Raw genomic sequence first — 21,485 nt, 5'->3', positions numbered from 1 at the left:
TGACGCGCGGCTGAGCACTGGTGGCGGGGGACTTCAGGGTTCCCCGCCACCGCTGTTCTCGGGCGTCGGTCAGCCCCGGAGCCCCAGCTCGCCGAGGAGCTGGGCGAGCATCTGGTCGTACATCTCCTCCGGGTTGGTCACCGCGAACGGGAACCGGCCGAACACCTCCAGCGCCACGTGCCCGTAGATCCGCACCCACGCCTGGAGGATGTGGAAGATCGCCGCCTGGTCGAGGGTCCGCTCGTCCACGCGCACGCCGCGCGCCTCGATCTGGTTGATCAGCACCTGCTGGTACACCGCGAGGTCCTCGTGCAGCAGGTCGGACACGCCCGCGGGCACCTCGTCGGGGAACGGGTGGCTGGCCACCAGCCTGGCCGCGATCTCCAGGAACACCCGGCCGAATCGGTCCCGCACGTGCTCCTCGGGGGCCGCGACCTCCCGGCCCGCCACGTAGTCGCCGTCCGTCGAGGCGAACACCAGCGAGAACTCCTGCGGGTGGTCGAGCGCCCACCTGCGGAAGCCCCGGCACACCAGGTACACCTGCTGGTCGACCGGCGCGGTGTCCGGCACCTCCGCGAGCAGGGCGCCGAGCGTGTTCTCCAGGTCCTCGCAGACGACCTCGCACAGCCGGGCGAGCAGCGCCTCGCGCGAGTCGTAGTAGCGGTACAGCGCGGGCGCGGTGATCCCCAGTTCACGTGCGATGGCACGGAGAGTTACCGAATCGCGGCCCTTCTCGGTCAGAAGCGCGCGAGCCTGGGTGAGGATGTCGCGTTCGGTCTCCGCGCGTAGCCGTTCTCGGCGAGTGGCTTCGCTCATGTGTCACTCCATCGAGTTGTGAACGGTGTTCACCGCGCGTACGGTCAGGCTCGGTCATCCGGTGAACGGTGTTTACGAAGTTCACACCGTTCACGCAACAGTAACGCACTGTACCGAGGGAGGACGTGTTGTTCGCGAAGTGGGGATCGCTCGCCTACCGCCGCCGATGGGTGGTGTTGATCGCGGTAGTGCTGCTGGCGGTGGCAGGGGGCGTGTGGGGGCTCGGCGTCTTCGACAAGCTCAGCCAGGGCGGTTACGAGGCTCCCGGCAGCGAGTCGGACCGCGCGGTCACGGTCACGGAGGACACCTTCGGCCGCCAGGACGGCGACGTCCTGGTGATCTACGAAACCGGTGACCCCGCCAAGCTCCAGGAGATCACCACCCGGCTGGAGGGGCTGCCGGACGACGCGGTCAAGCAGGTCACGCCGCTGATCCCGGCTCCCGAGGGCGACAAGGTCCTGGCGGTCATCACGCTCCAGGCCGCCGACTCCAACGGGCAGATGAAGCAGCTGGAGCAGATCGAGCCGCAGCTGCACCAGGACGGCGTCACCAGCCACGTCGGCGGGCTCATCCCGACCCAGCGGGAGATCAACGAGGTCACCTCGTCCGACCTGATCACCGCAGAGGCGGTGTCGATCCCGATCGTGCTGGTCCTGCTCGTGGTGATCTTCGGCGGGCTCGTCGCGGCGTCCCTGCCGGTGCTCGTCGGCGGCCTGTCGATCCTGGGCTCGCTGGGCGTGCTGCACGCGGCCTCGCTCGGCCTGGAGATCAACTCGTTCGCCGTCAACGTCGCCAGCCTGCTCGGGCTCGGCATGGCGATCGACTACGGCCTGTTCATGGTCGGCCGCTTCCGCGAGGAGATGGCCGCCGGGCGCGGCACCGAGGACGCGGTGAAGCGGACCGTCGGCTCCGCCGGTCGCACCGTGGCGTTCTCGGCGACGCTGCTGATCATCGCCCTCGCGGGCCTGCTGATCTTCCCGCACGGCTTCCTCAAGTCCCTCAGCTACGGCGGCATGGCGGCGGTGGCCATCGCCGCCATCACCTCGCTGACCCTGCTGCCCGCGATGCTCGGCCTGCTCGGCAAGAACATCGACAAGCTCGCGCTGCCGTGGGCCAAGCGCGGTGAGCCGAAGGAGAGCGGCTGGCGCAAGCTCGCCGCCACCGTGATGAAGCGGCCGGTGCTGTTCGCGCTGCCCATCGTGGTGCTGCTGCTCGGCCTCGGCTCGCCGTTCCTGAACGTCAAGTTCGGCGAGGTCACCGAGAAGGTCCTGCCCGAGGGCAACGAGGTCCGGGTGGCCGCCGAGACGGTCAAGGAGGACTTCGGGGCGCTCGCCGCGGGCGGGTTCAAGATCGTCCTCACCGGCGACCCCGCGCCCCGGGAGGCGCAGGCGTTCATGCAGCGCGTCAGCGAGGTCCCCGGCGTCGCGGACGCGCAGCCCGGCGCCGAGCCCAAGGACGGCGTGTGGCTGATCAACGCGGGTCTGGACGGCGATCCGCTCAGCGACGAGTCCAAGCAGGCGCTCAAGGACGTGCGCGCGCTGGACCACCCCGGTGACGAGCTGCTCGTCGGCGGCAGCACCGCCGTGGTCTCGGACAGCCTCAAGGCCATCCAGGACGGCCTGCCGATCATGATCGGCGTGCTGGTGGTCGCCACGTTCGTGCTGATGTTCCTGGCGTTCGGGTCGGTGCTGCTGCCGATCAAGGCCGTGATCATGAGCGCGCTGAGCCTCGCGGCGACCTTCGGCGTGCTGGTCCTGGTGTTCCAGGAGGGCCACGGCGCCGAGCTGCTCGGCGTCACGCCCGCGCCGCTGGAGTCCGGCATCGTCGTGCTGATGGCGGCCGTGGTGTTCGGCCTGTCCACCGACTACGAGGTGTTCCTGCTCTCGCGCATGGTCGAGGCGCGCGGGCGCGGGGCGAGCACCGAGGAGGCGGTGACCACCGGGCTGGCCAAGACCGGCCGGGTGATCACGGCGGCGGCCCTGCTGCTGATCGTGGTGACCGGCGCGTTCGCGTTCTCCCAGATCACCGTGATGCGGTTCGTCGGCGTCGGCATGATCCTCGCGCTGGTGCTGGACGCCACCGTGGTCCGGATGCTGCTGGTGCCCGCCGTGCTGCGGATGCTCGGCGACGCGTCCTGGTGGGCGCCCGGTCCGCTCAAGCGCATCCAGGAGCGGATGGCGATCCACGAGGGCGACCCGGTCGAGGACGGCTCGGTCGGGGGCGGCCCGCTCGAGGACGGCAAGGAGCCCGCGCGGGTCTGACCCGTCGTGCTCGCGGAGCCCGGTTCGCCTCGGCGGCCGGGCTCCGCGCGTTCCGCGGGTGATCCGGCGGCTTGGTCGTCAGGTCCCAGGTTCGGTCGGGCAGCCCGCACGCGAGCTGCCGCCCGCGACGGCGGAGCGGGCGGCAGCAGGCGGCACCCGGCGCCGGTCGCTCGGGGGGCGAAACGACCGGCACCGGGTTCCAACCGGCGCTGAGCACCGGTGGTCCTGCCCCGACCAAGTGAGGCATACCACCAAAATGACGTAACCGGGGGTGGATTGGCTCCGGAGTGCTACGAATTTGCCGAATTTTTCTTCGCGGCCACTAGTTTGGCGTAGCGGGTGCCCGCAGCCAGCAGCACCAGTCCGGCGCCCAGGAACGCCAGGACCCGCGCGAACCCGCTGAGCGCCGACAGGTCGAACAGCACCAGCTTCACGAGCGCCGCGCCGACCAGCACCAGCCCGCTGACCCGCAGCGGCGCGCTGTCCACGCCCCGGTTCAGCAGCACCAGCGCGGCCACCGTCCAGGCCACCGTGACGAGCGCGTGGCCGAACAGGAACGCGGTCACCGTCGGTGAGACCAGCAGGGCGGCGCAGACCACCAGGCCCGTCGTCGAGTACAGCACCAGCGCGCCCGCCGCGATCCAGCTGTTCGGGCCCGGCGGCACGGCGCCCGCCCTGGTCGCGGCCCAGGTCGTGGTGACGGCCGCCGCCGCGAGCGCGAGCGCGGTGAACACGCCCGCGACCAGGTCGGTCGGGGTGGCGCGCGCGAAGGAGCCCAGCAGCAGGGGGATCTCCAGGGTCTCCCCCAGCGCGGCGAGCAGGCCGGGGACGCCGAAGGCCAGCGCGCCGACCAGCGCGCCGCGCGAGCGCATCCGGCCCGCGAGCACGGCCAGCGCCGCCGATTCCGCCAGCACCGCGGGGCCGAACGAGCGCAGGCCCGAGACCAGCGCGGTCGCCTCGAACGCGGCCAGCAGGCCCATCGCGGCGAGCGCCGTCGAGAAGGCCCCGCCGAACTCCGGCTTCCCGGTCCGGCGCAGCACCACCCACAGCCCCAGCAGCACGGCGGCCAGCCCGCCCGCGAGCAGCTCGCCCCGCCCGTCGGGCAGCAGCAGGGCGGCGACCAGCACCGGCGCGGGCGCGGTGGCCAGCAGCGCGACCAGGCCGGGGTTCCCGCCGGTGCGCCGGGCGCTGACCACCGCGACCGCCAGGCCCACCACCGCGACGGCGACCGACAACCAGGTCGACGTGGCCGCGCCGCTCACCGTCAGCACCGGCAGCGCGCCCAGCGCGGGCGGCAGCCCGGCCGCCACGGCCAGCGCGGGCCAGCTCCGCAGCAGGTGCACCGGGGCCGCGACCAGCTGCAGGACCAGCAGGAACAGCACCAGCTCCACGGCGAGGACCCCCGTGATCACCGGGGCGCACACCGCGCAGGCCAGCACGACGCCCACCGCGAGCACCGCCTCGTCCCAGCGGACCGCCAGCCACAGGCCCGCGCCCGCCACCAGCAGGCCCGACAGCAGGCCCAGCCAGGTCGGGAAGTAGCCGTAGAGGGCGGTGGTGGCGACGACGTCCAGGTAGAGCACGGCGAACCCGGTCGCGGCGATCGCGAGCGCGCCCGTGCGGTTGTCCGGCTTGCGGTTCAGCCGGAGCGCGAGCCCGACCAGCGCGGCGCCCAGCAGCGCGCCGCCGACCACGCGCGGGACCGGGCCCAGGTAACCGCGCTGCACGGCCAGGACCAGCAGCATGACCACGCCGAGCGTGGTGACCGCGCCGCCGACCCAGGCCAGCAGGCGGCTGCCCGCGCCGTCCTGGCCCAACCGCTCGACCAGCGAGACCCTGGGAGGCGGGGTGTACGGCTGGTACTGGGGGAACGGGGACTGCGGGCCCTGGGGGCCGGGGAGCTGCGGGAACGGGTGGGGCGCGGGCGGGACCTGCCCGGCCGTGGCGGGGTGCGGCGGCTGCGGCTGTGCTTGCGGCTGCGCTTGCGCTTGCGCCGGGATGGCGGCTCCAACGGCCGGCCCGACCACGTGCTCGGTCGTGGGCGCGATCGGTTCCGCCGCGGTCGCCGTCGTCGTCGTGGCGGCCTCGGGGGTCGGCGCGGGTGTCGTCGTGCGGCGCAGGGTCCGCAGCTCCGCGCCCACCTGCGTCAGGCGGCGGGACAGGGCGTCGACCTCGGTGGCCAGGGCTATCAGCGGGTCCGGACCGGTCATGCGTCCAGGATCGCCGCGCGAAGCGGACAAATCATCGGTACCACTACTCAACCCGCGTCCGCCCCACCCGCACCCGCCCCACCCGCACCGGCGCGGTGCGGCAGAGTGCCGGGCATGGCTCAGGTCCTCGTGCTCGGGTCGGCCAACGCCGACCTCGTGGTGTCCGTGCCCCGGCGACCGGCGGGCGGGGAGACCGTGCTCGGTTCCGACACGGTCGTGCTGCCCGGTGGGAAGGGCGCGAACACGGCCGTGGCCGCCGCCCGCGCCGGTGGCCGGGTGGCGCTGCTCGGCGCGGTCGGCGACGACGGGAACGGCGCGCTGCTGCGGCGGTCGCTGGAGGGCGCCGGGGTGGACGCGGCGCTGGTCGCGGTGTCCCGGCGGCCGACCGGGGCCGCCTACATCGCGGTCACGCCGGACGGCGAGAACTCGATCGTGGTCGCGCCGGGTGCCAACGCGGACGTGGTCGCCGAGGCCCCGTGGGGGCGGTTCGCGGTGCTGGTGTGCTCGCTGGAGGTGCCCGTCCCGGTCGTGGAGGAGGCGGTGCGGGCGGCGTCGGCGGCCGGGGTCCGGGTGGTGCTGAACCTGTCGCCGGTGGTCGGCGTCGCCCCGGACGTGCTGGCCGCGCTGGACCCGCTGGTGGTCAACGAGCACGAGGCGGCCGAGCTGGCGCCGTCGTTCGAGGGGCTGCTGGAGCTGGGGCCGCGCGCGGTGGTGGTGACCCTCGGCGCGCGCGGCGCGGCCGTGGTGACCAGGTCGGGGGTGCTGGAGGCGCCCGCGCCGGAGGTGGACGTCGTGGACACCACGGGGGCCGGGGACGCCTTCGCCGGGGCGCTCGCGGTGCGGCTGGCCGAGGGGCGGGAGCTGGTGGACGCGGTGCGGTTCGCGGTGCGCGTGGCGGCGTTCTCGGTGACCAGGGCGGGGGCGCAGCCGTCCTACCCGACGCTGGCCGAACTGGGCGGCCCGTGATCGGCGCGGCCGTCCCGCAGGGTGGTGGCGCGTCTCGAACAAGCCGCCCACCTGGGAGTACGGTCTAGATCATGGCTAACGCGCGGCTGAGCGGTGTCGGGGTCAGTGCAGGGAGGGCCGCCGGGCCCGTCGTCCGGGTGGCGGAGGCCCTCGGGGAGCCGCCAGCGTCCCCGGCCCCGGCCGATCCGGCCGCCGAGGCCGCGCGGATCGCGCCTGCGGCGGAGGCCGTGGCCGCGCGGTTGACGGCGAAGGCCGCGACGCTGGAGGGCGACGCGAGGGCCGTGCTGGAGACCACCGCCGCGATGGCGGCGGACCCGGCGCTGCTCGGCCAGGCCGAGGAGCTGGTCACCGCCGAGTCGCTGCCCGCCGCGCGCGCCGTCCACCAGGCCGCCGCCGGGTTCATCTCCGCGCTGGAGGCGGCGGGCGGGTACATGGCCGAGCGGGCGCGCGACGTGCGCGACGTGCGGGACCGGCTGGTCGCCGAGCTGTTGGGCGTGCCCGCGCCGGGCGTGCCGGACCTGGACGCGCCCAGCGTGCTGGTGGCCCGCGACCTGGCGCCCGCCGACACGGCCGGGCTGGACCCGGCGAAGGTGCTGGCGCTGGTGACGGAGGAGGGCGGCCCGACCTCGCACACCGCGATCCTGGCCCGCTCGCTCGGCATCCCGGCGGTCGTGGCGTGCCGGGGCGTGCTGTCGCTGAGCGCGGACGCGCTGTCGGTGGACGGCGAGACGGGCGCGGTCGTGGAGTCGGACGGCGTGGTCCGCGCGGCCCACCTCGGTCCGCGCGTGGAGTGGAACGGCGTCGGGACGCTGCGCGACGGGTACCGGGTGAAGGTCGTCGGCAACGTGGGCGCCGAGGCGGACGCGGTCGCCGCCGTCGCCGCGGGGGCGGAGGGCGTCGGGCTGTTCCGCACCGAGTTCTGCTTCCTGTCGGCGTCGGAGGAGCCGACGGTCGACCAGCAGCGCAAGGCGTACGCGGCGGTCCTGGCCCCGTTCGCGGGCAAGCCGGTGGTGGTCAGGACCCTGGACGCGGGCGCCGACAAGCCGCTGCCGTTCCTGGACCCCGAGGTGGAGCCGAACCCGGCGCTGGGCGTGCGCGGCCTGCGCGTGGCCTTCGACCGGCCGGACGTGCTGGAGCGCCAGCTGAAGGCGATCGCCCTGGCCGCGCAGGACAGCGGCGCCGAGGTGTCGGTGATGGCCCCGATGGTGGCGACCGCCGCCGAGGCCGCGTGGTTCGCCGAGCGCGCCAGGAAGGCGGGGATCGCGCGGGTCGGCGTGATGATCGAGATCCCGGCCGCCGCGCTGGCCGCGAAGGAGGTCCTGGCGGAGGTGGACTTCGCGTCCATCGGCACGAACGACCTGGCGCAGTACGTGTTCGCGGCGGACCGCCAGGTGGGCGCGGTGGCCGCGCTGAACGACCCGTGGCAGCCCGCGCTGCTCAGGCTGATCGCCCTGGTGGGCGAGGCGGGCACCGCCCTGGGCAAGCCGGTGGGCGTCTGCGGCGAGGCGGCGGCGGACCCGCTGCTGGCGTGCGTGCTGGTGGGCCTGGGCGTGAGCAGCCTGTCGATGAACCACACGGCCCTGGCCACGGTGGGCGCGAGGCTGGCGACGACCAGCTACGACCTGTGCCAGCTGGCCGCGCGCGGCGCGCTGGGCGCGGCGGACCCGGCCTCCGCGAAGCTGGCCGCACGGGCCCCGCACTAGTGCAGGAGGCGCTGGTGGACGCGGTGCGGTCGGCCTGGACCGACCTGCGCCGCGCCCACCGGGAGGACTGGTACTACGTCACGCTGACGACGTCGGGCGAGGGCGAGCGGCTGGCGCTGACGGCGTGGTCGGAGCAGGCGCTGGCGCGGGTGGGTGACGAGGGGGTGCGGTGGTCGTACGCGGACTCGCCGTACTGCGCTTGGGGTGAGGAGTGGCTGGCGGGGGTGCGGTTCCCGAGGGGGGATCCGGACGCGACGCTGGAGGCCGCGGTGGAGGCGCTGGCGGTCTTGGACGCGGAAGGCGCGTTCGGCGCGGGGGCGCGGCGGGCGTCCCTGCTCCTGGCCGCCGAGGTCATGCCCCCGGACCACACGAACACCGCTCGGGTGCTGCGGCTGAACCGGTCTTCGGTGGTGCTGGAGCGGTGGTTGGCGGAGGCGGCGGAGTGAGGTTGGAGTTGCCTCGTTCGAGGCAACTTTGCCTCAAAAGTCGAGTTGCCTGGGTTAGGCAACTGGCGCTTTAGGGCAACTTTGCCTCAAACTGGAAGTTGTCTGAGTGAGGCAACTTGGCGTTTGAGGCAAGGGTGGGCTGCGGTGGAACCTTCGGAGGAACCTAAGTCCGCCCTCGTTGACCATGCCGTCCGCAGCTTGCAGGCATTGCTGGGATCCAAGTGGGAGATCACCAACGAGGTCTTGGACGACGGGGCGTTCGACGCTCGGGTTCGGCTGGTTTTCCCCGGTAGCAAGGTCGTGGAGTTCCTAGTTCTCGCGGAGCGCGAACTCACGCCTCGTGACATCAACGGCAAGATCGCGCAGACGCACAGCATCCTGCGCCATGCCCACGTCTGGCAGTCATTGCTGGTCGTCTCACCGTGGCTCAGCCCGCGAACCCAGCACGAACTGCGCGAGCACGGTGTCGACTACCTGGACCTGACCGGCAACGTCTCGCTCAACAGCGACGACCCCTTGGTGCGGATCCACCTCCAAGGGCTGACCAAGTCATCCAGCAAGCCGTCCACCGGCCGAACGATCACCCTCGCTGGAAGTCGTACCGGTCGGATCGTTCGATTCCTGGTGGATCACGCGCCGCCCTACCAGGCGAAGGACGTCGCGCAGACTGCGAAGGTGAGTACCGCATGGGTGTCACGCCTGCTCGGGCAGCTGGAAGAGCGGTTGTTGATCCAGCGCGAGAACCGGGTGATCACCAAGGTCGACTGGCGGGGACTGCTGCGCGCTCGTGCGGCGGCCGGTGATCTGCTGCGCGACAACCCCCACCACGGCGGCCTGGCGCTGAACGGCGTCCGGGACGTTCTGGAACGGCTGCGCTCCGGCGCCATCAACCGCCCGTTCGCGATCACCGGTCCGCACGCGGCCCGCGCGCTGGCCCCGCTGTCGGTCGGCGGCCAGTTGATGGTCTACGTCGATGCCAGCGAGCACGAGGTGACCGGTCTGATGGACGACCTCGGCCTGCTGCCCACCGACGAAAGTCCTGACGTCCTGTTCCTGAAGCCTCAGGACCCGGTGGTGTTCGAGGGTGCCAGGGTCGTGGAAGGTCTCCCGCACATCGCGCCGAGCCAGCTCGTGCTCGACGGACTCGCCGGGCCGGGCCGGATGCCCGCCGAGGCCGAGGCGGTCCTCGCGTGGATGGCCGATCACGAAGATGAGTGGCGACGGTGAGTGCCTGCTAGTCACCCGTTCGTGTTCGACGTGCGATCACTACGCTCATCGCCGCATTCACCCGAGAAGGCGGTCGAAGCGTCCAGAGCTCCCGCGAACGTCGATCCGGAAAAGTTGACGATCGTCGCGCGCAACACCCTGCTCGACGGGGTGGAAGCGCTCCGCGATCACCGCTCGGCCGTCACCGTGGTCGGCGCCCAGGCCGTCTACCTGCGCACTGCCGGGGTCGGGATCAGCAGCGCCGCCTACACCTCCGACGGCGATCTGGGCCTGGACCCTGACCTCCTCGGTGAAGAGCCCCTGCTGGAGCAAGCCCTGCGAGGTGCCGGTTTCGAGCTCGCCAAGGCCAACCAGCCCGGACTGTGGTTCCTGAACGAGGTGGTCGGAGGCCTGCCCGCCGCGATCGAGCTGGACCTGCTCATGGCCGAGCGGTTCGCGGGCAAGGGCAAGCGCAGCGCCAAAGCGCCGCCCCACGACAAGTTGGCCATCCTTCGCGTGCCCGGCCTGGAGACGGCCGTCGTCGACCGGTCACTCATGACGATCACCTCGCTGGACGGCGCAGAGCGCTCCGCAGAGGCGTGCGTCGCAGGCCCGTGGCGCTGCTCGTCGCGAAGGCATACAAGATCATCGACCGGATCAAGGACGCGGAGAGCAGGCCCGACCGGCTCACCAACAAGGACGCCGGTGACGTCTACCGGCTCTTCATGGGGTTTCCGGCAGCCGGAGTGGCAGCCTCCTGGCACGCTCTCACCAGTGACCAACGCGTCGGCGAGGTGTCCACCACCGGACTCGCCCTCCTGCGCGAGCTGTTCGCTGGCCCCCGTTCGCCCGGCGCCAACATGGCGGTCGCCGCCCTGGCCGGTGACGTCCCCGAGGACCGCGTTCGCCAGGTCTGCCGCGCCTACGTCAACCGCCTGTCCGCCTGACCCGGCCCCAACCCGCTCACCGCCTCCGACAGCGCGTTCAACACCCCCCGGATCAACGGGTGCTCCTCGCTCCCCGCCCGCACCGCCGCGAACACCCGCCGCAGCGGCGCCACCCCGTGCACCGGCACCCCGGCCCCCGCCGCTCGTGGCACCAGAGCCACCCCGGCCCCCGCGCCCACCAACGCCCCGATCGCCCGAAAATCATCCGACACGTGCGTCACCACCGGCGCGAACCCGGCGTTCTCGCAGGTCAGCTCCACCGCGTCCCGCACCGGGTTCCCCAGCTGCGGCGCGACCCACTCCTCGTCCGCCAGCTCCCGCAGCTCCACCGCCGCCTCCCCCGCCAACCGGTGCCCCGGTGGCAGCAGCACGTCGAACGGCTCCGTGTACAGCGGGAACCTGGTGATGCGGCGGTCGTCGCGCCCTCCCGGCCGGTACTCCTCGGTCACCGCCAGGTCGATCTCGCCGTCCAGCAGCAGCGGCACGCTCGCGTTGCCCTCGGCGTCGCGCACCCGCACCACCACCCCCGGCGCGCGCGCCCGCAGCACCGCCAGCGCGGGCGCGACCACCTGCGTGATCGCCGACGCGAACCCCGCCACCACGACCCGCCCGCCGCCACCGGCCGCGAACGACGCCAGTGACGCCCGCGCCCGCTCCAGCTCCGCCGCCACCGCGTTCGCGTGCCCCACCAGCAGCTCGCCCGCCGCCGTCAGGGCGACCCGCCGCCCCCGCCTGCGCAGCAGCTCGTGCCCCACCTCCGACTCCAGCGCGGCCAGCTGCTGCGACACCGCCGACGGGGTCAGGTGCAGCGCGCCCGCCGCGGCCGTCACGGTGCCGTGGTCGGCCAGCGCGCGCAGCACGCGCAACCTGCGAGGATCGATCACCTGCGCATTGTGGGCCAACGGCCCCGCGGGGACCCGCAGGGCCGTCGTCCGGACAGGGACTCAGCCGGTCATGCGCTCCCGCGCCGCGATGAACGCGTCCACCGCCCGGTTCACGTCCTCGGTCGTGTGCGCCGCCGACATCTGGGTGCGGATGCGCGCCTTGCCGTGCGGCACCACCGGGTACGAGAACCCGATCACGTACACGCCCTGCTCCAGCAGCAGCTCCGCCATCCGCCCCGCCTCGGCCGCGTCGCCGATCATCACCGGGATGATCGGGTGCTCGCCCGGCAGCAGGTCGAACCCCGCCTCGGTCATCCGCGACCGGAACAGCGCGGTGTTCGCCCGCAGCCGCTCCAGCAGCTCGCCCGACGAGCTCAGCAGGTCCAGCGCCGCGATCGCCGCCATCGTGATCGACGGGGCCAGCGAGTTGGAGAACAGGTACGGCCGCGACCGCTGCCGCAGCATCTCCACGATCTCCGCCCGGCCCGACGTGTACCCGCCGCTCGCCCCGCCCAGCGCCTTGCCGAGCGTGCCCGTGACGACGTCGACCCGGTCCTGCACCCCGAACAGCTCCGGCGTGCCGCGACCACCCGGACCGGTGAACCCGACCGCGTGCGAGTCGTCGACCATGACCAGCGCGTCGTACTTGTCCGCGAGGTCGCAGATCTCGTCCAGCGGCGCCAGGTAGCCGTCCATGGAGAACACGCCGTCGGTCGCGATCAACCGGTAGCGGGCGTCGGCGGCGTCCTTGAGCTGCTGCTCCAGGTCGGCCATGTCCCGGTTGCGGTAGCGGAACCGGCGGGCCTTGGACAGCCGCACGCCGTCGATGATCGACGCGTGGTTCAGCTCGTCCGAGATGATCGCGTCCTCGGCGCCGAGCAGCGTCTCGAACAGGCCGCCGTTCGCGTCGAAGCACGAGCTGTACAGGATCGTGTCGTCGGTGCCGAGGAACTGCGACAGCCGCGCCTCCAGCTCCTTGTGCGGCTCCTGCGTCCCGCAGATGAACCGCACCGACGCCATCCCGAAGCCCCACCGGTCCAGCGCGTCGTGCGCGGCCTTGACCAGCACCGGGTGGTCCGCGAGGCCCAGGTAGTTGTTGGCGCAGAAGTTCAGCAGGCCGTCGGTCTCGCCGACCCGCACGGCCGACCGCTGCGGCCCGCCGATGACCCGCTCGGACTTGTACAGCCCGGCCGACCGGATCTCGTCCAACCCGGCCCGCAGGTCTTCGCGCATCGCGCCGTACATCAGGCAGCTCCCGTCCAGTCGAGGATGACCTTGCCGCACTTGCCCCCGCGCGCCGTGGCGAAGGCCTCCCGGAAGTCGGTGTGGTCGAACCGGTGCGTGATCACCGGGGACAGGTCGAGCCCGCGCTCCAGCAGCACCGACATCGAGTACCAGGTCTCGAACATCTCCCGGCCGTAGACGCCCTTGAGGTGCAGCATCTTCAGCACCACGCTGCTCCAGTCGACGGCGAAGTCCGACGCGGGCAGGCCCAGCATCGCGATGCGCCCGCCGTGCGCCATGTTGCCGATCATGTCCTGGAGCGCGACGGGCTGGCCGGACATCTCCATGCCGACGTCGAAGCCCTCGGTCAGGCCCAGCTCGACCTGCGCCTCGGCCAGCGTCCGCCGGGACACGTCCAGCGCCAGGTCCACGCCGACCGCGCGGGCCAGCTCCAGCCGGTGCTCGCTCACGTCGGTGATCACCACGTGCCTGGCGCCCGCGTGCCTGGCCACGGCGGCGGCCATGATCCCGATCGGGCCCGCGCCGGTGATCAGCACGTCCTCGCCGATCACCGGGAACGACAGCGCGGTGTGCACGGCGTTCCCGAACGGGTCGAAGATCGCCGCCACGTCCAGGTCGACGGGCGCGCGGTGCACCCAGGCGTTCGCCTCGGGCAGCACCACGTACTCGGCGAACGCGCCGTTCTCGTGCACGCCCAGGCCGCGCGTGTTGGCGCACAGGTGCCTGCGGCCCGCCTTGCAGTTGCGGCACGCCCCGCACACCAGGTGGCCCTCGCCGCTGACCAGGTCGCCGACCTTGACGTCCGTGACCGAGGAGCCGACGGCCGCGACCTCGCCGGTGAACTCGTGGCCGAGCACGAGGGGGGCGCGCACGGTGCGCGCCGCCCACTCGTCCCACGAGTCGATGTGCAGATCGGTGCCGCAGATGCCGGTGCGCAGGACGCGCACCAGCACGTCCCCCGCGCCGGGGGTGGGGTCGGGGACCTCGGTCAACGAGAGTCCCGGCCCGGCCTCAGCCTTGACCAGTGCCTTCACAGCGGTGGAGTCTGCTCCGGGTTGCGCCGTTCGGTCCATCAGGACTTTCTGAACTCGCTTGTCAGCTCGGCTTCACTGGCGATCTTCCCGGCGCCTGCTCGGCCGACCTCGGCGGTGGCGGCGTCCAGCCCGAGGCCCGCCGGTCCTCCGCGTTGGCCGCCCCCGCGGCGGCGGCGATGTTGCCGACCATGCCGCCGAACACGATCCCGTGGAACGGCCACACCGCGAACCAGTACAGGTGCCCGACCAGCCCGCGCGGCACGAACACGGCCCGCTGCAGGTAGCGCGCGCTCCCGTCGACCAGCGGCTGCACCCGCAGCTCCAGCCAGGCCTTGCCGGGGACGCGCATCTCCGCCCGCAGCCGCAGCAGCACGCCCCGCTCGATCTCCTCGACCCGCCACCAGTCCAGCGCCTCGCCGACCTGGAGCCTGCCGGGGTCGCGCCGCCCGCGCCGCAGCCCCACCCCGCCGACCAGCCGGTCCGCCCAGCCGCGCACGGCCCAGGCCAGCGGGAACGAGTACCAGCCGTTCTCGCCGCCGATGCCCTCCACGACCCGCCACAGCTGCTCGGGGGTCGCGCCGGTGAGGTGGGTGCGGATGTCGGTGTACGAGGAGCCACCGGACCACTCGGGATCGCTCGGCAGCGGGTCGGACGGCGCGCCCGGCAGCGAGGCGTTCGACCAGCGGGTCTCCACGTCGGTGTCGCGGACCCGGTTGAGCGCCAACTCCACCGCCCGGTCGTACCCGATCTGGGGACCCGGCAGCAGCGCGCACAGGTCGTTCTCGCGGCACACCACGTCGTGGACCAGCGACTCGATCAGCGGCGAGGCGATCGAGCGGGGCACGGGCGTGATGACGTTGACCCAGTGCGAGGACAGCCGGGGGGTGAGCAGCGGGACCGGCAGCACGCGGCGCCTCGGCAGACCGGCGGCGCGCGCGTACCGGTGCATCATGTCCAAGTAGGTGAGCACCTCGGGGCCGCCGATGTCGAACGACCGGTTGGTGTCCTTCGGCAGGGTGATGGCCTGCACGAGGTAGCGCAGCACGTCGCGGACCGCGATCGGCTGGACCCGGCTGTGCACCCATCGGGGGGTGACCATCACCGGGAGGCGTTCGGTGAGGTAGCGCAGCATCTCGAAGCTCGCCGAACCCGACCCGATGATCACCGCGGCCTTGAGCACGACGGTGGGGACGCGCGAGGCGAGGAAGGTGTCGCCGACCTGCTTGCGCGAGGCGAGGTGCGGGGACAGCCTGCCGCGCGCCGGGTGCAGCCCGCCGAGGTAGACGATCCGCCCGACACCCGCGTCCTCGGCGGCGCGCGCCGTGTTCTCGGCGGCGCGCCGGTCGGCGTCGACGAAGTCCGGGCTGTTCAGGGAGTGCACCAGGTAGTGCACGACGTCCACGTCCCGCATCGCCTCGGCGAGCGAGTCGGGGTCGAGCACGTCGCCGCGCACCACCTCGACCCGCTTCGCCCAGGGGACGTCGCGGAGCTTGCCTGGATCGCGGACTAGGCAGCGGACCTGGTGCCCCTCGGCCAGCAGCCGGGGCACGAGCCGTCCGCCGAGGTAACCGGTCGCGCCGGTGACTAGGCATCGCACCACCCGATCATCGGCGCATCGGCGTCATCCCGCAGCTCAGGCGTGCCGGAAGCTGAACTTCCGCTTCACCTTGATCTCTACCGTGCCCGCCTTCACGTTGCCCTTGACGACGAAGTGCGGCCTGCCGCCGGACTCGACCCGGACCTTGTCCTGCATCCCGCTGGCGCTCAGCCGCAGGTCGTCGGTGTTCACCGAACTGCCCTCGGGCACGAGGACGCGCACGGAGCCCGCGAACACGTCCAGGTCGATCGTCACGACGGGGTGCGGCAGGTGCGCCTCCCGGAAGTCGAGCTCGGTATTGCCCATCCGGTTGTGCACCACGATCGTGCGCGGGACGGACCACCGCCCCTTGCGCTGGACGTGGGACATCGTGGACTTGAGCTCCAGGCGCTCCTTCGGGCTGCCCGCGAACCGCGGGTCCACCGCCACGTCCTCGACGGGCGCCTCGGAGCTGACCATGCCGGGCAGGTCGACGAGGACGGCGTTCAGCTCGCCCCTGGTGCGCGAGGCGAGCGCCTGGTCGGTGCGCTCGGAGAACTCGTCGAGCGTGATGAGCCCACGCCCGATGGCCTTCTGCAGCAGGCCGACGACGTGCTCGCGCTCGGCGTCGGACACGCGGAGTTGCTTGGGATCGGTCATCGTCACTCGGTCCCCCTCAAGAAGAACGGCGGCTCGTCTCGGAAGAGCGGCTCGTCTCCGGTCGAGGCTATCCGGGGCGGGCGGCCGACCGGGCAGTAGTCGGCGATCTCCTGATCTTCGCGGAGGCGCCGGGCGTCCGCCTCGGGGGTGCTGCCGGTGATCAGGGAGACGACGCCCCAGAGGTCGTCCGACATGCCCTCGACCGGTTCGGGAAGCGCGTAGGCCTCCTTGCTCTCCGGCTGCCACTCGATGCAGGTGGGGCGTTCTCCGGTCGCCAGGTACTCGAGGACCGCCGACCGGGCGCTTTCGCGGGAGAGGTAGGAATCACGCCTCAAGTGCAGCGGCGTTTCGCTGTCGCGGTCCTCGGCGATCAGGGGCGCGTCGGGGAACGGGGTCGGGTTCTTGGACCGGTGGGTTCCCGCCCACAGCAGGGTCGTGCGACCGTCCTTCAGGTAGACGAGAACGCGGAGACCGGTCCGCAGACCCGCGATGCGGATGACGCACTCGGTGCGGAACTCCCACGGGCTGTTGAAGATCCGGTCCAGGGCGTCCGAGACTTCCTCGGAGGAGGAAGCCGTCCAACTTCCCGGCCGGTAGCGGCGGCCTTCGATCTCCCCCCTGAATTCGACCTGGGGCACTCACATCCCCTTTCCGTGAATCGTGATCACCCGGTTCTCCGGGTCGGTCGTCCACACGCGCATGGTCTGCCCCTCGCGGAGAACGCTCTCGACCGCCTGGTAGCACCCCGGAGGCTCGTCGACGTCATCCGGGTCGTAGCTCTCGCCGCAGACGTAGTTGCGGTTCGTGACCACGTCGATGGTCTCCTGGTCGGAGTCCCGCGCCCAGATCGCGGCTTTGGTCTCCACGTGCGTGCTGGTGTAGTTGAGCATCCTCAAGTGGTCGCTTTTGGTGTCCAGCGGTTTTCCGTCGAAGAAGCCGCTGGAGAGCATGCGCGAGATGTGCTGGCTGGCTTTTCTCGTCAACCCGCCCCGGTGGTCGACGCCGCTGAGCAGTTCCCAGGACTGGCTTCCGGCGTTGTAGAACATTCCTGCGGTCTTGGCGCCAACGGTGTATCGGGGAAACCCGCGCTGGACACGTCTCGCCCACGTGCTCGTGCGGTCCTCCTGCCGCCCGGCCCACACGATCGGCACCTCGACCAGTGCCGGGTGGTGCCGTTCCGGGTTGGGGCCGAAGTGCGCGTCCGGTTCGACGTGGCCGGGGAACATGACGGATCGCGCGGGCAGAACTCCACCCAGTCGAGCTACATAAGCAAGCAGTGAATGTTCGGCCCGGAGGTAGCTCCACTGCATCCGCCACAGCGACTCCGCGACCTCGGCAGCCTGCTCCGCCCACCACTGGACGAGTCCACGCACCTCCCCCGCGCTCCCGCGGGCCACCACGAACAGACCGTCCACCGCCTCGCACAGCAACCCGAAAGCCCTGTTCAGCAGGAGTGCGGTGGAAGCGGCGCGGTCCAGCGCAATGGCGACCTGTGCCCACACGCCGGAGAGCAGCGACTCCGACAACCGCAGCCTCCCGACGACGGCGCTATTCGGCGAACTCGCCGAGCTTGACCGCCGCCACGAACGCCGACAACCCGGCCGCGCGCCCGACCTCGACGCACTCCCCCCGCTGTTCCCGCTTTACGAGGACTTCCGCCACACCACCCGCTCAGGGACCACGGTCAGACCCTATCGAGCAGGCCCACCGACTCGGCAGGTGGAAGCGCCACGTCCAGCAGCTCCCGGACCACCTTGAGCACCGAGCGACCCTCGTCCACCAACCGCTTCAGGTGGGTGAGCTGCCCGCGCCGAACGGCCGCCGTCCCGACCGGTGCCTCCAGCACGGCCTCGCGCACCACCAGCACCAGTTCCGGCGGGTTGGTCCCGGTCAGTCGCGCCTGCCTGGCCATGCGCGCCTGCACCAGCTGCGGTGTTGAAGAACTTCCGCAACCGGTCCGGGACCGCCATGCCCCACGGCGTCTTCGGCCGCCTCCGCCGGGACTCCTCGCCCAAGCGCTCCAGCTCGGCGCGCGTCCCCCTCGACGCCGAACAGGTCCAGCAGCGCCGCGAGCTCCAGCGGCACGACCGACACGTCGCCGCGCAGGATCTTGCCCACCTTCGACTCCGAGCACCCGAGGACCCGCTGCACGCCCCGCTCCCGCTTTCCCGAAGAGAGAGCACCTGACCCGGTCCTGGACCGGCCCCGACCACGAAGCCCTATGCCCGCCGGGAGCACCGCCCCCGAGCGCGCCGCCGCGCTCTTCAGCGACCCCGATCCCGGCCCCGACGCGGCCAAGCGGATCACCGCGCGCCTGGTCTGGGCCTGACCCGAGGTGGCCGAGCGGGCGGGGAACCCTCCGGCCCCTCAGCCCTCCGGGTCCCCGTCCAGCCCGTGCTCGATCGCGTACCGCGCCAGCTCCACCCGGTTGTGCAGCTGCAGCTTCCGCAGCGTCGACTGCACGTGGTTCTCCACCGTCCGGTGCGAGATCACCAGCCGGGTCGCGATCTGCCTCGCCGTCAGGCCCTTCGCCACCAGCCGCAGCACCTCGGTCTCCCGGTCGGTCAGCTGCGGCCGGTCCACCTCGTCCGGGGCCGCCGCCATCCTGCGGTACTCCCCCAGCACCAGCCCTGCCAGGCCGGACGTGAACACCGCGTCGCCCGCCGCCGTCCGGTTGACCGCCTCCACCAGCTCCTCCGCGGACGCCGACTTCACCAGGTAGCCCGACGCGCCCGCCTTCACCGCCTCCAGCACGTCGTCGTGCTCGCCGCTCGCCGACAGGACCAGCACCCTGGTGCCCTCCAGCTCACCGGCGATCATCCGCGTCGCGTCGACCCCCGACGCCGCCTCGCCCAGGTTCAGGTCCATCAGCACCACGGCGGGCCGCACGGCGCGCGCGATCCGCACCGCCGAGCCCGCGTCCGCGGCGGTGGCGACCACCTGGAAACCGCGCTCGGCGAGGTCCCTCGCCACACCGTCGCGCCACAGGGGGTGGTCGTCCACCACCATCACGGTCACGCTGCTCATCGGTAGACCCGCACCTCCCACTCCGCGCCCTCCCCCGGCCCGGTCTGAAGCTCCAGGGTCCCACGCAGGGCCTCGACCCTGCCCCGGATCGACTTGGCGATCCCCATCCGACCCTCGGCCTCCGCGCTGGCCAGCCTGCCCTCCGGGATGCCGGGCCCGTCGTCGCGGACGCTGAGCACGACCTCCTCGCCGAGGTCCTCCAGCAGCACCCACGCCCGAGCGTCCGGGCCCGCGTGCTTCTCCACGTTCGACAGCGCCTCGCGCACCACCGACACCAGCTCGATCACCGTCCTGGCGGGCAGCATGACGTGCGTCGCGGGCGTCGCCACGTGCACCTTCGGGGTGATCAGCAGCTGCAGCGCGGGCCGCAGGTCCGCCTCGCCGCTCTCCGTCGTCTCCTCCGGCGACGCCGCCACGAGCGTGCGCAGCGCCACCTCCTGCTCACCGGCCAGCTCGGCCAGCTCGGCGGCCTCCCCGCCCAGCTCGTTGCCGCGCTTGCGCACCCGCGCCAGCACCTGGAGCACCCCGTCGTGGATCGACCGGGCCAGCCGCTCGCGCTCCGCCGTCGCCGCCTCGGCCCGCAGCGCCTGCGCCAGCTGCGCCGACGACTTGCGCCCGACGGTCGCCGCCATGCCGACGATGAACCCCGACCCGACCAGCAGCACCACGTCCCGCACCAGGTCCGTGTTCAGGTCGCCCCGGTTCAGGTACGTGCTCAACCCGACGACCGCGCCGCCGACCGCGCCCGCGTACTGCCCGCCGTGCGCGCCGCACACCACCGGGGGCGCCGACGCCCAGATCGTGGTGATCAGCGGGACGCCGTACAGGAACTGCGCGGGCGTCAGGACCAGCAGCGACAGCGACATGATCGCGCACACGACGAGCACGTCGGTCACGACCAGCCACGTCCGCTGCCCCGACGGCCCCCGGTACGCCACCGAGGTGACCACCGTCCAGACCGCCATCAGGCCCAGCGCCACCCACGCCAACCACGGCCGCTGGTACCCGCTCTGCTGCACCAGGACCGTGCCCAGCGCGAAGAAGAACGTCACCACGCGGAGCACGATCGTGGCCCGCCACAGGTGCGCCACGGGATCGTCCAACCCGGCCGCGCCCGAACCGGTCTGCTGTGCCTGTGCCATCCGGAGCCCTCCCCACCCCTATCCTGCCGTGTCCGCGCCCTGCGGCTAACCCCCAGGTGGCCGTCTGTTCCGCCGCACCCGCTTGTGGAAGGCTGACCGGGTCCGGTGCCCGTCGCAGGGGGTGACCGCGTCGGGCGTCCTCCGGCAGGGGAGGTTTTCCGCGTGCGCGAGTGGCCGCTGTGGACGCTGCGGCGACCCGCGCTGGCCTACTGGCTCCTGGTGGACGCCGCCGCGCTCGCCGCCTCGGTCCTCGCGATCGTCGCCACCGAGCGGCCGACCCCCGAGGAGATCGCCCGCTTCTCCGCCATCGCGGGCACCGCGGGCGCCGTCATCATCGTCAGCTCGGTGTACAGCGACCGCGTCGGCGAGATCGCCCGCAACCCGTGGGCCGCCCACCTGTCCTACCTCACCGCGGGCCTGGTCGCGCTGCCGGGGAACCTGCTGGTCCTGCTGCTGTTCGGCCCCGCCCTGCACGGCCTGCTCGACCAGCGCCCCGAGGTGCACCGCTGGCTGTTCACCCTGTCCTCGACGGCGCTGGCGGTGTTCGGCACCCGGCTGGCCATCGGCTGGGAGCACCCGACGACGGGCAGGCTGGACGTGCTGGTCCTGGGCGCCACCATGCTGCTGACGGTCCGCGCGGCGCTGATCTCGCTCGGCCTGAAGCTGCGCAGCCCGCGCGCCCCGAGCGAGGAGGTCGTGGGCGAGCCGATCGACGTGGTGCTGGGCGTCGTCGCGGTCAGCATCGGCGGCCTGATGGGGTTCGCCGCGCTGGCGACGGCCGTGCACGCCGTGGTCGCGGGCCCGCCGCTGGCCCTGCTGGAGCGGGCCGCCCAGCTGCCGCACTGGCGGCGGTCGGCGCAGCGCGACGCCAAGACCGGGCTGGCCAACGCCGCGCACTGGGACGGCCGCGCCCGCTACGAGCTGGCCAAGGCCCGCGCCACCGAGCGCCCGATGGCCGTGCTGCTGCTCGACCTCGACCACTTCAAGAAGGTCAACGACCTGGTCGGGCACCTGGCGGGCGACGCCGCGCTCAGCGCCGTGGCGGGCCTGCTCAACACCAGCACCCGGCGCGGCGACCTGGTCGGGCGGTTCGGCGGCGAGGAGTTCGTGGTGCTGCTGCCGGACGCCGAACCGGCCGTGGCCAGGTCGGTCGCCCAGCGGGTCAGGCACGCCATCGCCGACCTCCAGGTGCCGACCGTGCGCACCGACGGCCACGCCCACCTGCTCACCGGGCTGACGGTGAGCATCGGGGTGTCGACCACCCAGCGCTTCGGCTACGAGCTGCCCGACCTGATGGTCGCCGCCGACTCGGCGCTGCTGGCCGCCAAGAGCTACGGGCGGAACCTGGTCGAGATGGCCTGA

21 protein-coding genes are annotated in these 21,485 nt (G+C 72.6%); 7 read left to right on the top strand and 14 right to left on the bottom strand.

Annotation, left to right across the window (positions count from 1 at the left end; translation table 11 throughout):
* Positions 1–69: 69 nt before the first annotated feature.
* Positions 70–816: a TetR/AcrR family transcriptional regulator gene (locus tag AMIR_RS35045; protein ID WP_015805741.1), complete on the bottom strand. Its 747-nt coding sequence runs from the start codon at positions 814–816 to the stop codon at positions 70–72.
* Between the two features lie 125 nt (positions 817–941).
* Here AMIR_RS35045 and AMIR_RS35040 point away from each other — a divergent pair, with 125 nt between their 5' ends.
* Positions 942–3,077 carry an MMPL family transporter gene (locus tag AMIR_RS35040; protein ID WP_245554573.1) on the top strand — a complete coding sequence of 712 codons (2,136 nt, stop codon included), beginning with the start codon at positions 942–944 and terminating at the stop codon, positions 3,075–3,077.
* A 290-nt stretch (positions 3,078–3,367) separates the two neighbouring features.
* On the opposite strand, the gene AMIR_RS35035 is transcribed toward AMIR_RS35040, so the two are convergent.
* Positions 3,368–5,287: a DUF2339 domain-containing protein gene (locus tag AMIR_RS35035; protein ID WP_015805739.1), complete on the bottom strand. Its 1,920-nt coding sequence runs from the start codon at positions 5,285–5,287 to the stop codon at positions 3,368–3,370.
* 114 nt (positions 5,288–5,401) lie between these two features.
* Here AMIR_RS35035 and AMIR_RS35030 point away from each other — a divergent pair, with 114 nt between their 5' ends.
* From AMIR_RS35030 to AMIR_RS35015, 4 genes are all read left to right on the top strand, one after another.
* The gene (locus AMIR_RS35030) at positions 5,402–6,253 is read left to right on the top strand and encodes a ribokinase (RefSeq protein ID WP_015805738.1); all 852 of its coding nucleotides are present in this window, start codon (positions 5,402–5,404) and stop codon (positions 6,251–6,253) included.
* A 71-nt stretch (positions 6,254–6,324) separates the two neighbouring features.
* Complete coding sequence (ptsP, locus tag AMIR_RS35025) at positions 6,325–7,956, top strand: phosphoenolpyruvate--protein phosphotransferase (protein WP_015805737.1); 1,632 nt, start codon at positions 6,325–6,327, stop codon at positions 7,954–7,956.
* A 14-nt stretch (positions 7,957–7,970) separates the two neighbouring features.
* Complete coding sequence (locus tag AMIR_RS35020) at positions 7,971–8,402, top strand: DUF4303 domain-containing protein (protein ID WP_015805736.1); 432 nt, start codon at positions 7,971–7,973, stop codon at positions 8,400–8,402.
* 198 nt (positions 8,403–8,600) lie between these two features.
* The gene (locus tag AMIR_RS35015; RefSeq protein ID WP_143761022.1) at positions 8,601–9,629 is read left to right on the top strand and encodes a hypothetical protein; all 1,029 of its coding nucleotides are present in this window, start codon (positions 8,601–8,603) and stop codon (positions 9,627–9,629) included.
* Between the two features lie 57 nt (positions 9,630–9,686).
* Here the strand turns inward: AMIR_RS35015 and AMIR_RS41350 are convergent, their stop codons facing one another.
* Entirely contained in the window at positions 9,687–10,103 is a 417-nt protein-coding gene (locus AMIR_RS41350; RefSeq protein WP_222840703.1) for a hypothetical protein, read from the bottom strand.
* Between the two features lie 119 nt (positions 10,104–10,222).
* Here AMIR_RS41350 and AMIR_RS41345 point away from each other — a divergent pair, with 119 nt between their 5' ends.
* Positions 10,223–10,555, top strand: a complete 333-nt coding sequence (locus AMIR_RS41345; protein ID WP_015805734.1) for a hypothetical protein — start codon at positions 10,223–10,225, stop codon at positions 10,553–10,555.
* Here AMIR_RS41345 and AMIR_RS35005 read toward each other — a convergent pair.
* The 11 genes from AMIR_RS35005 to macS form a co-directional block, all read right to left on the bottom strand.
* Positions 10,531–11,439, bottom strand: a complete 909-nt coding sequence (locus AMIR_RS35005; protein ID WP_041837217.1) for a LysR family transcriptional regulator — start codon at positions 11,437–11,439, stop codon at positions 10,531–10,533. The genes AMIR_RS41345 and AMIR_RS35005 overlap by 25 nt on opposite strands.
* A gap of 60 nt (positions 11,440–11,499) precedes the next feature.
* Positions 11,500–12,684 carry a glycine C-acetyltransferase gene (locus AMIR_RS35000; RefSeq protein ID WP_015805732.1) on the bottom strand — a complete coding sequence of 395 codons (1,185 nt, stop codon included), beginning with the start codon at positions 12,682–12,684 and terminating at the stop codon, positions 11,500–11,502.
* A complete protein-coding gene (tdh, locus tag AMIR_RS34995; RefSeq protein ID WP_015805731.1) occupies positions 12,684–13,718 on the bottom strand; it encodes an L-threonine 3-dehydrogenase in 1,035 nt (344 codons plus the stop codon). The genes AMIR_RS35000 and tdh overlap by 1 nt, the downstream gene beginning before the upstream one ends.
* Positions 13,719–13,779: 61 nt before the next feature.
* The gene (locus tag AMIR_RS34990; protein ID WP_049797229.1) at positions 13,780–15,315 is read right to left on the bottom strand and encodes an SDR family oxidoreductase; all 1,536 of its coding nucleotides are present in this window, start codon (positions 15,313–15,315) and stop codon (positions 13,780–13,782) included.
* 36 nt (positions 15,316–15,351) lie between these two features.
* A complete protein-coding gene (locus AMIR_RS34985) occupies positions 15,352–15,954 on the bottom strand; it encodes a DUF1707 SHOCT-like domain-containing protein (RefSeq protein WP_015805729.1) in 603 nt (200 codons plus the stop codon).
* Positions 15,955–15,956: 2 nt separating this feature from the next.
* Positions 15,957–16,592 carry an Imm1 family immunity protein gene (locus AMIR_RS34980; protein ID WP_015805728.1) on the bottom strand — a complete coding sequence of 212 codons (636 nt, stop codon included), beginning with the start codon at positions 16,590–16,592 and terminating at the stop codon, positions 15,957–15,959.
* Entirely contained in the window at positions 16,593–17,480 is an 888-nt protein-coding gene (locus AMIR_RS34975) for a DddA-like double-stranded DNA deaminase toxin (RefSeq protein ID WP_015805727.1), read from the bottom strand.
* Positions 17,481–17,638: 158 nt separating this feature from the next.
* Positions 17,639–17,878 carry a Scr1 family TA system antitoxin-like transcriptional regulator gene (locus tag AMIR_RS34970; protein ID WP_143761020.1) on the bottom strand — a complete coding sequence of 80 codons (240 nt, stop codon included), beginning with the start codon at positions 17,876–17,878 and terminating at the stop codon, positions 17,639–17,641.
* Complete coding sequence (locus AMIR_RS39845) at positions 17,845–18,192, bottom strand: helix-turn-helix domain-containing protein (RefSeq protein WP_425358898.1); 348 nt, start codon at positions 18,190–18,192, stop codon at positions 17,845–17,847. Before AMIR_RS39845 ends, AMIR_RS34970 begins: the two co-directional genes overlap by 34 nt.
* A gap of 129 nt (positions 18,193–18,321) precedes the next feature.
* Complete coding sequence (locus AMIR_RS34960) at positions 18,322–18,981, bottom strand: response regulator (protein ID WP_015805724.1); 660 nt, start codon at positions 18,979–18,981, stop codon at positions 18,322–18,324.
* The gene (gene macS / locus AMIR_RS34955; RefSeq protein WP_015805723.1) at positions 18,978–20,123 is read right to left on the bottom strand and encodes a MacS family sensor histidine kinase; all 1,146 of its coding nucleotides are present in this window, start codon (positions 20,121–20,123) and stop codon (positions 18,978–18,980) included. Before macS ends, AMIR_RS34960 begins: the two co-directional genes overlap by 4 nt.
* A gap of 162 nt (positions 20,124–20,285) precedes the next feature.
* On the opposite strand from macS, the gene AMIR_RS34950 reads away from it, so the two are divergent.
* A complete protein-coding gene (locus AMIR_RS34950) occupies positions 20,286–21,485 on the top strand; it encodes a GGDEF domain-containing protein (protein ID WP_015805722.1) in 1,200 nt (399 codons plus the stop codon).

The sequence above is a fragment of the Actinosynnema mirum DSM 43827 genome (assembly GCF_000023245.1).
Taxonomy (GTDB): Bacteria; Actinomycetota; Actinomycetes; order Mycobacteriales; family Pseudonocardiaceae; genus Actinosynnema; species Actinosynnema mirum.
Note: the sequence above shows the minus strand (reverse complement) of the source record. Positions and strands in the feature narration are given on the sequence as shown.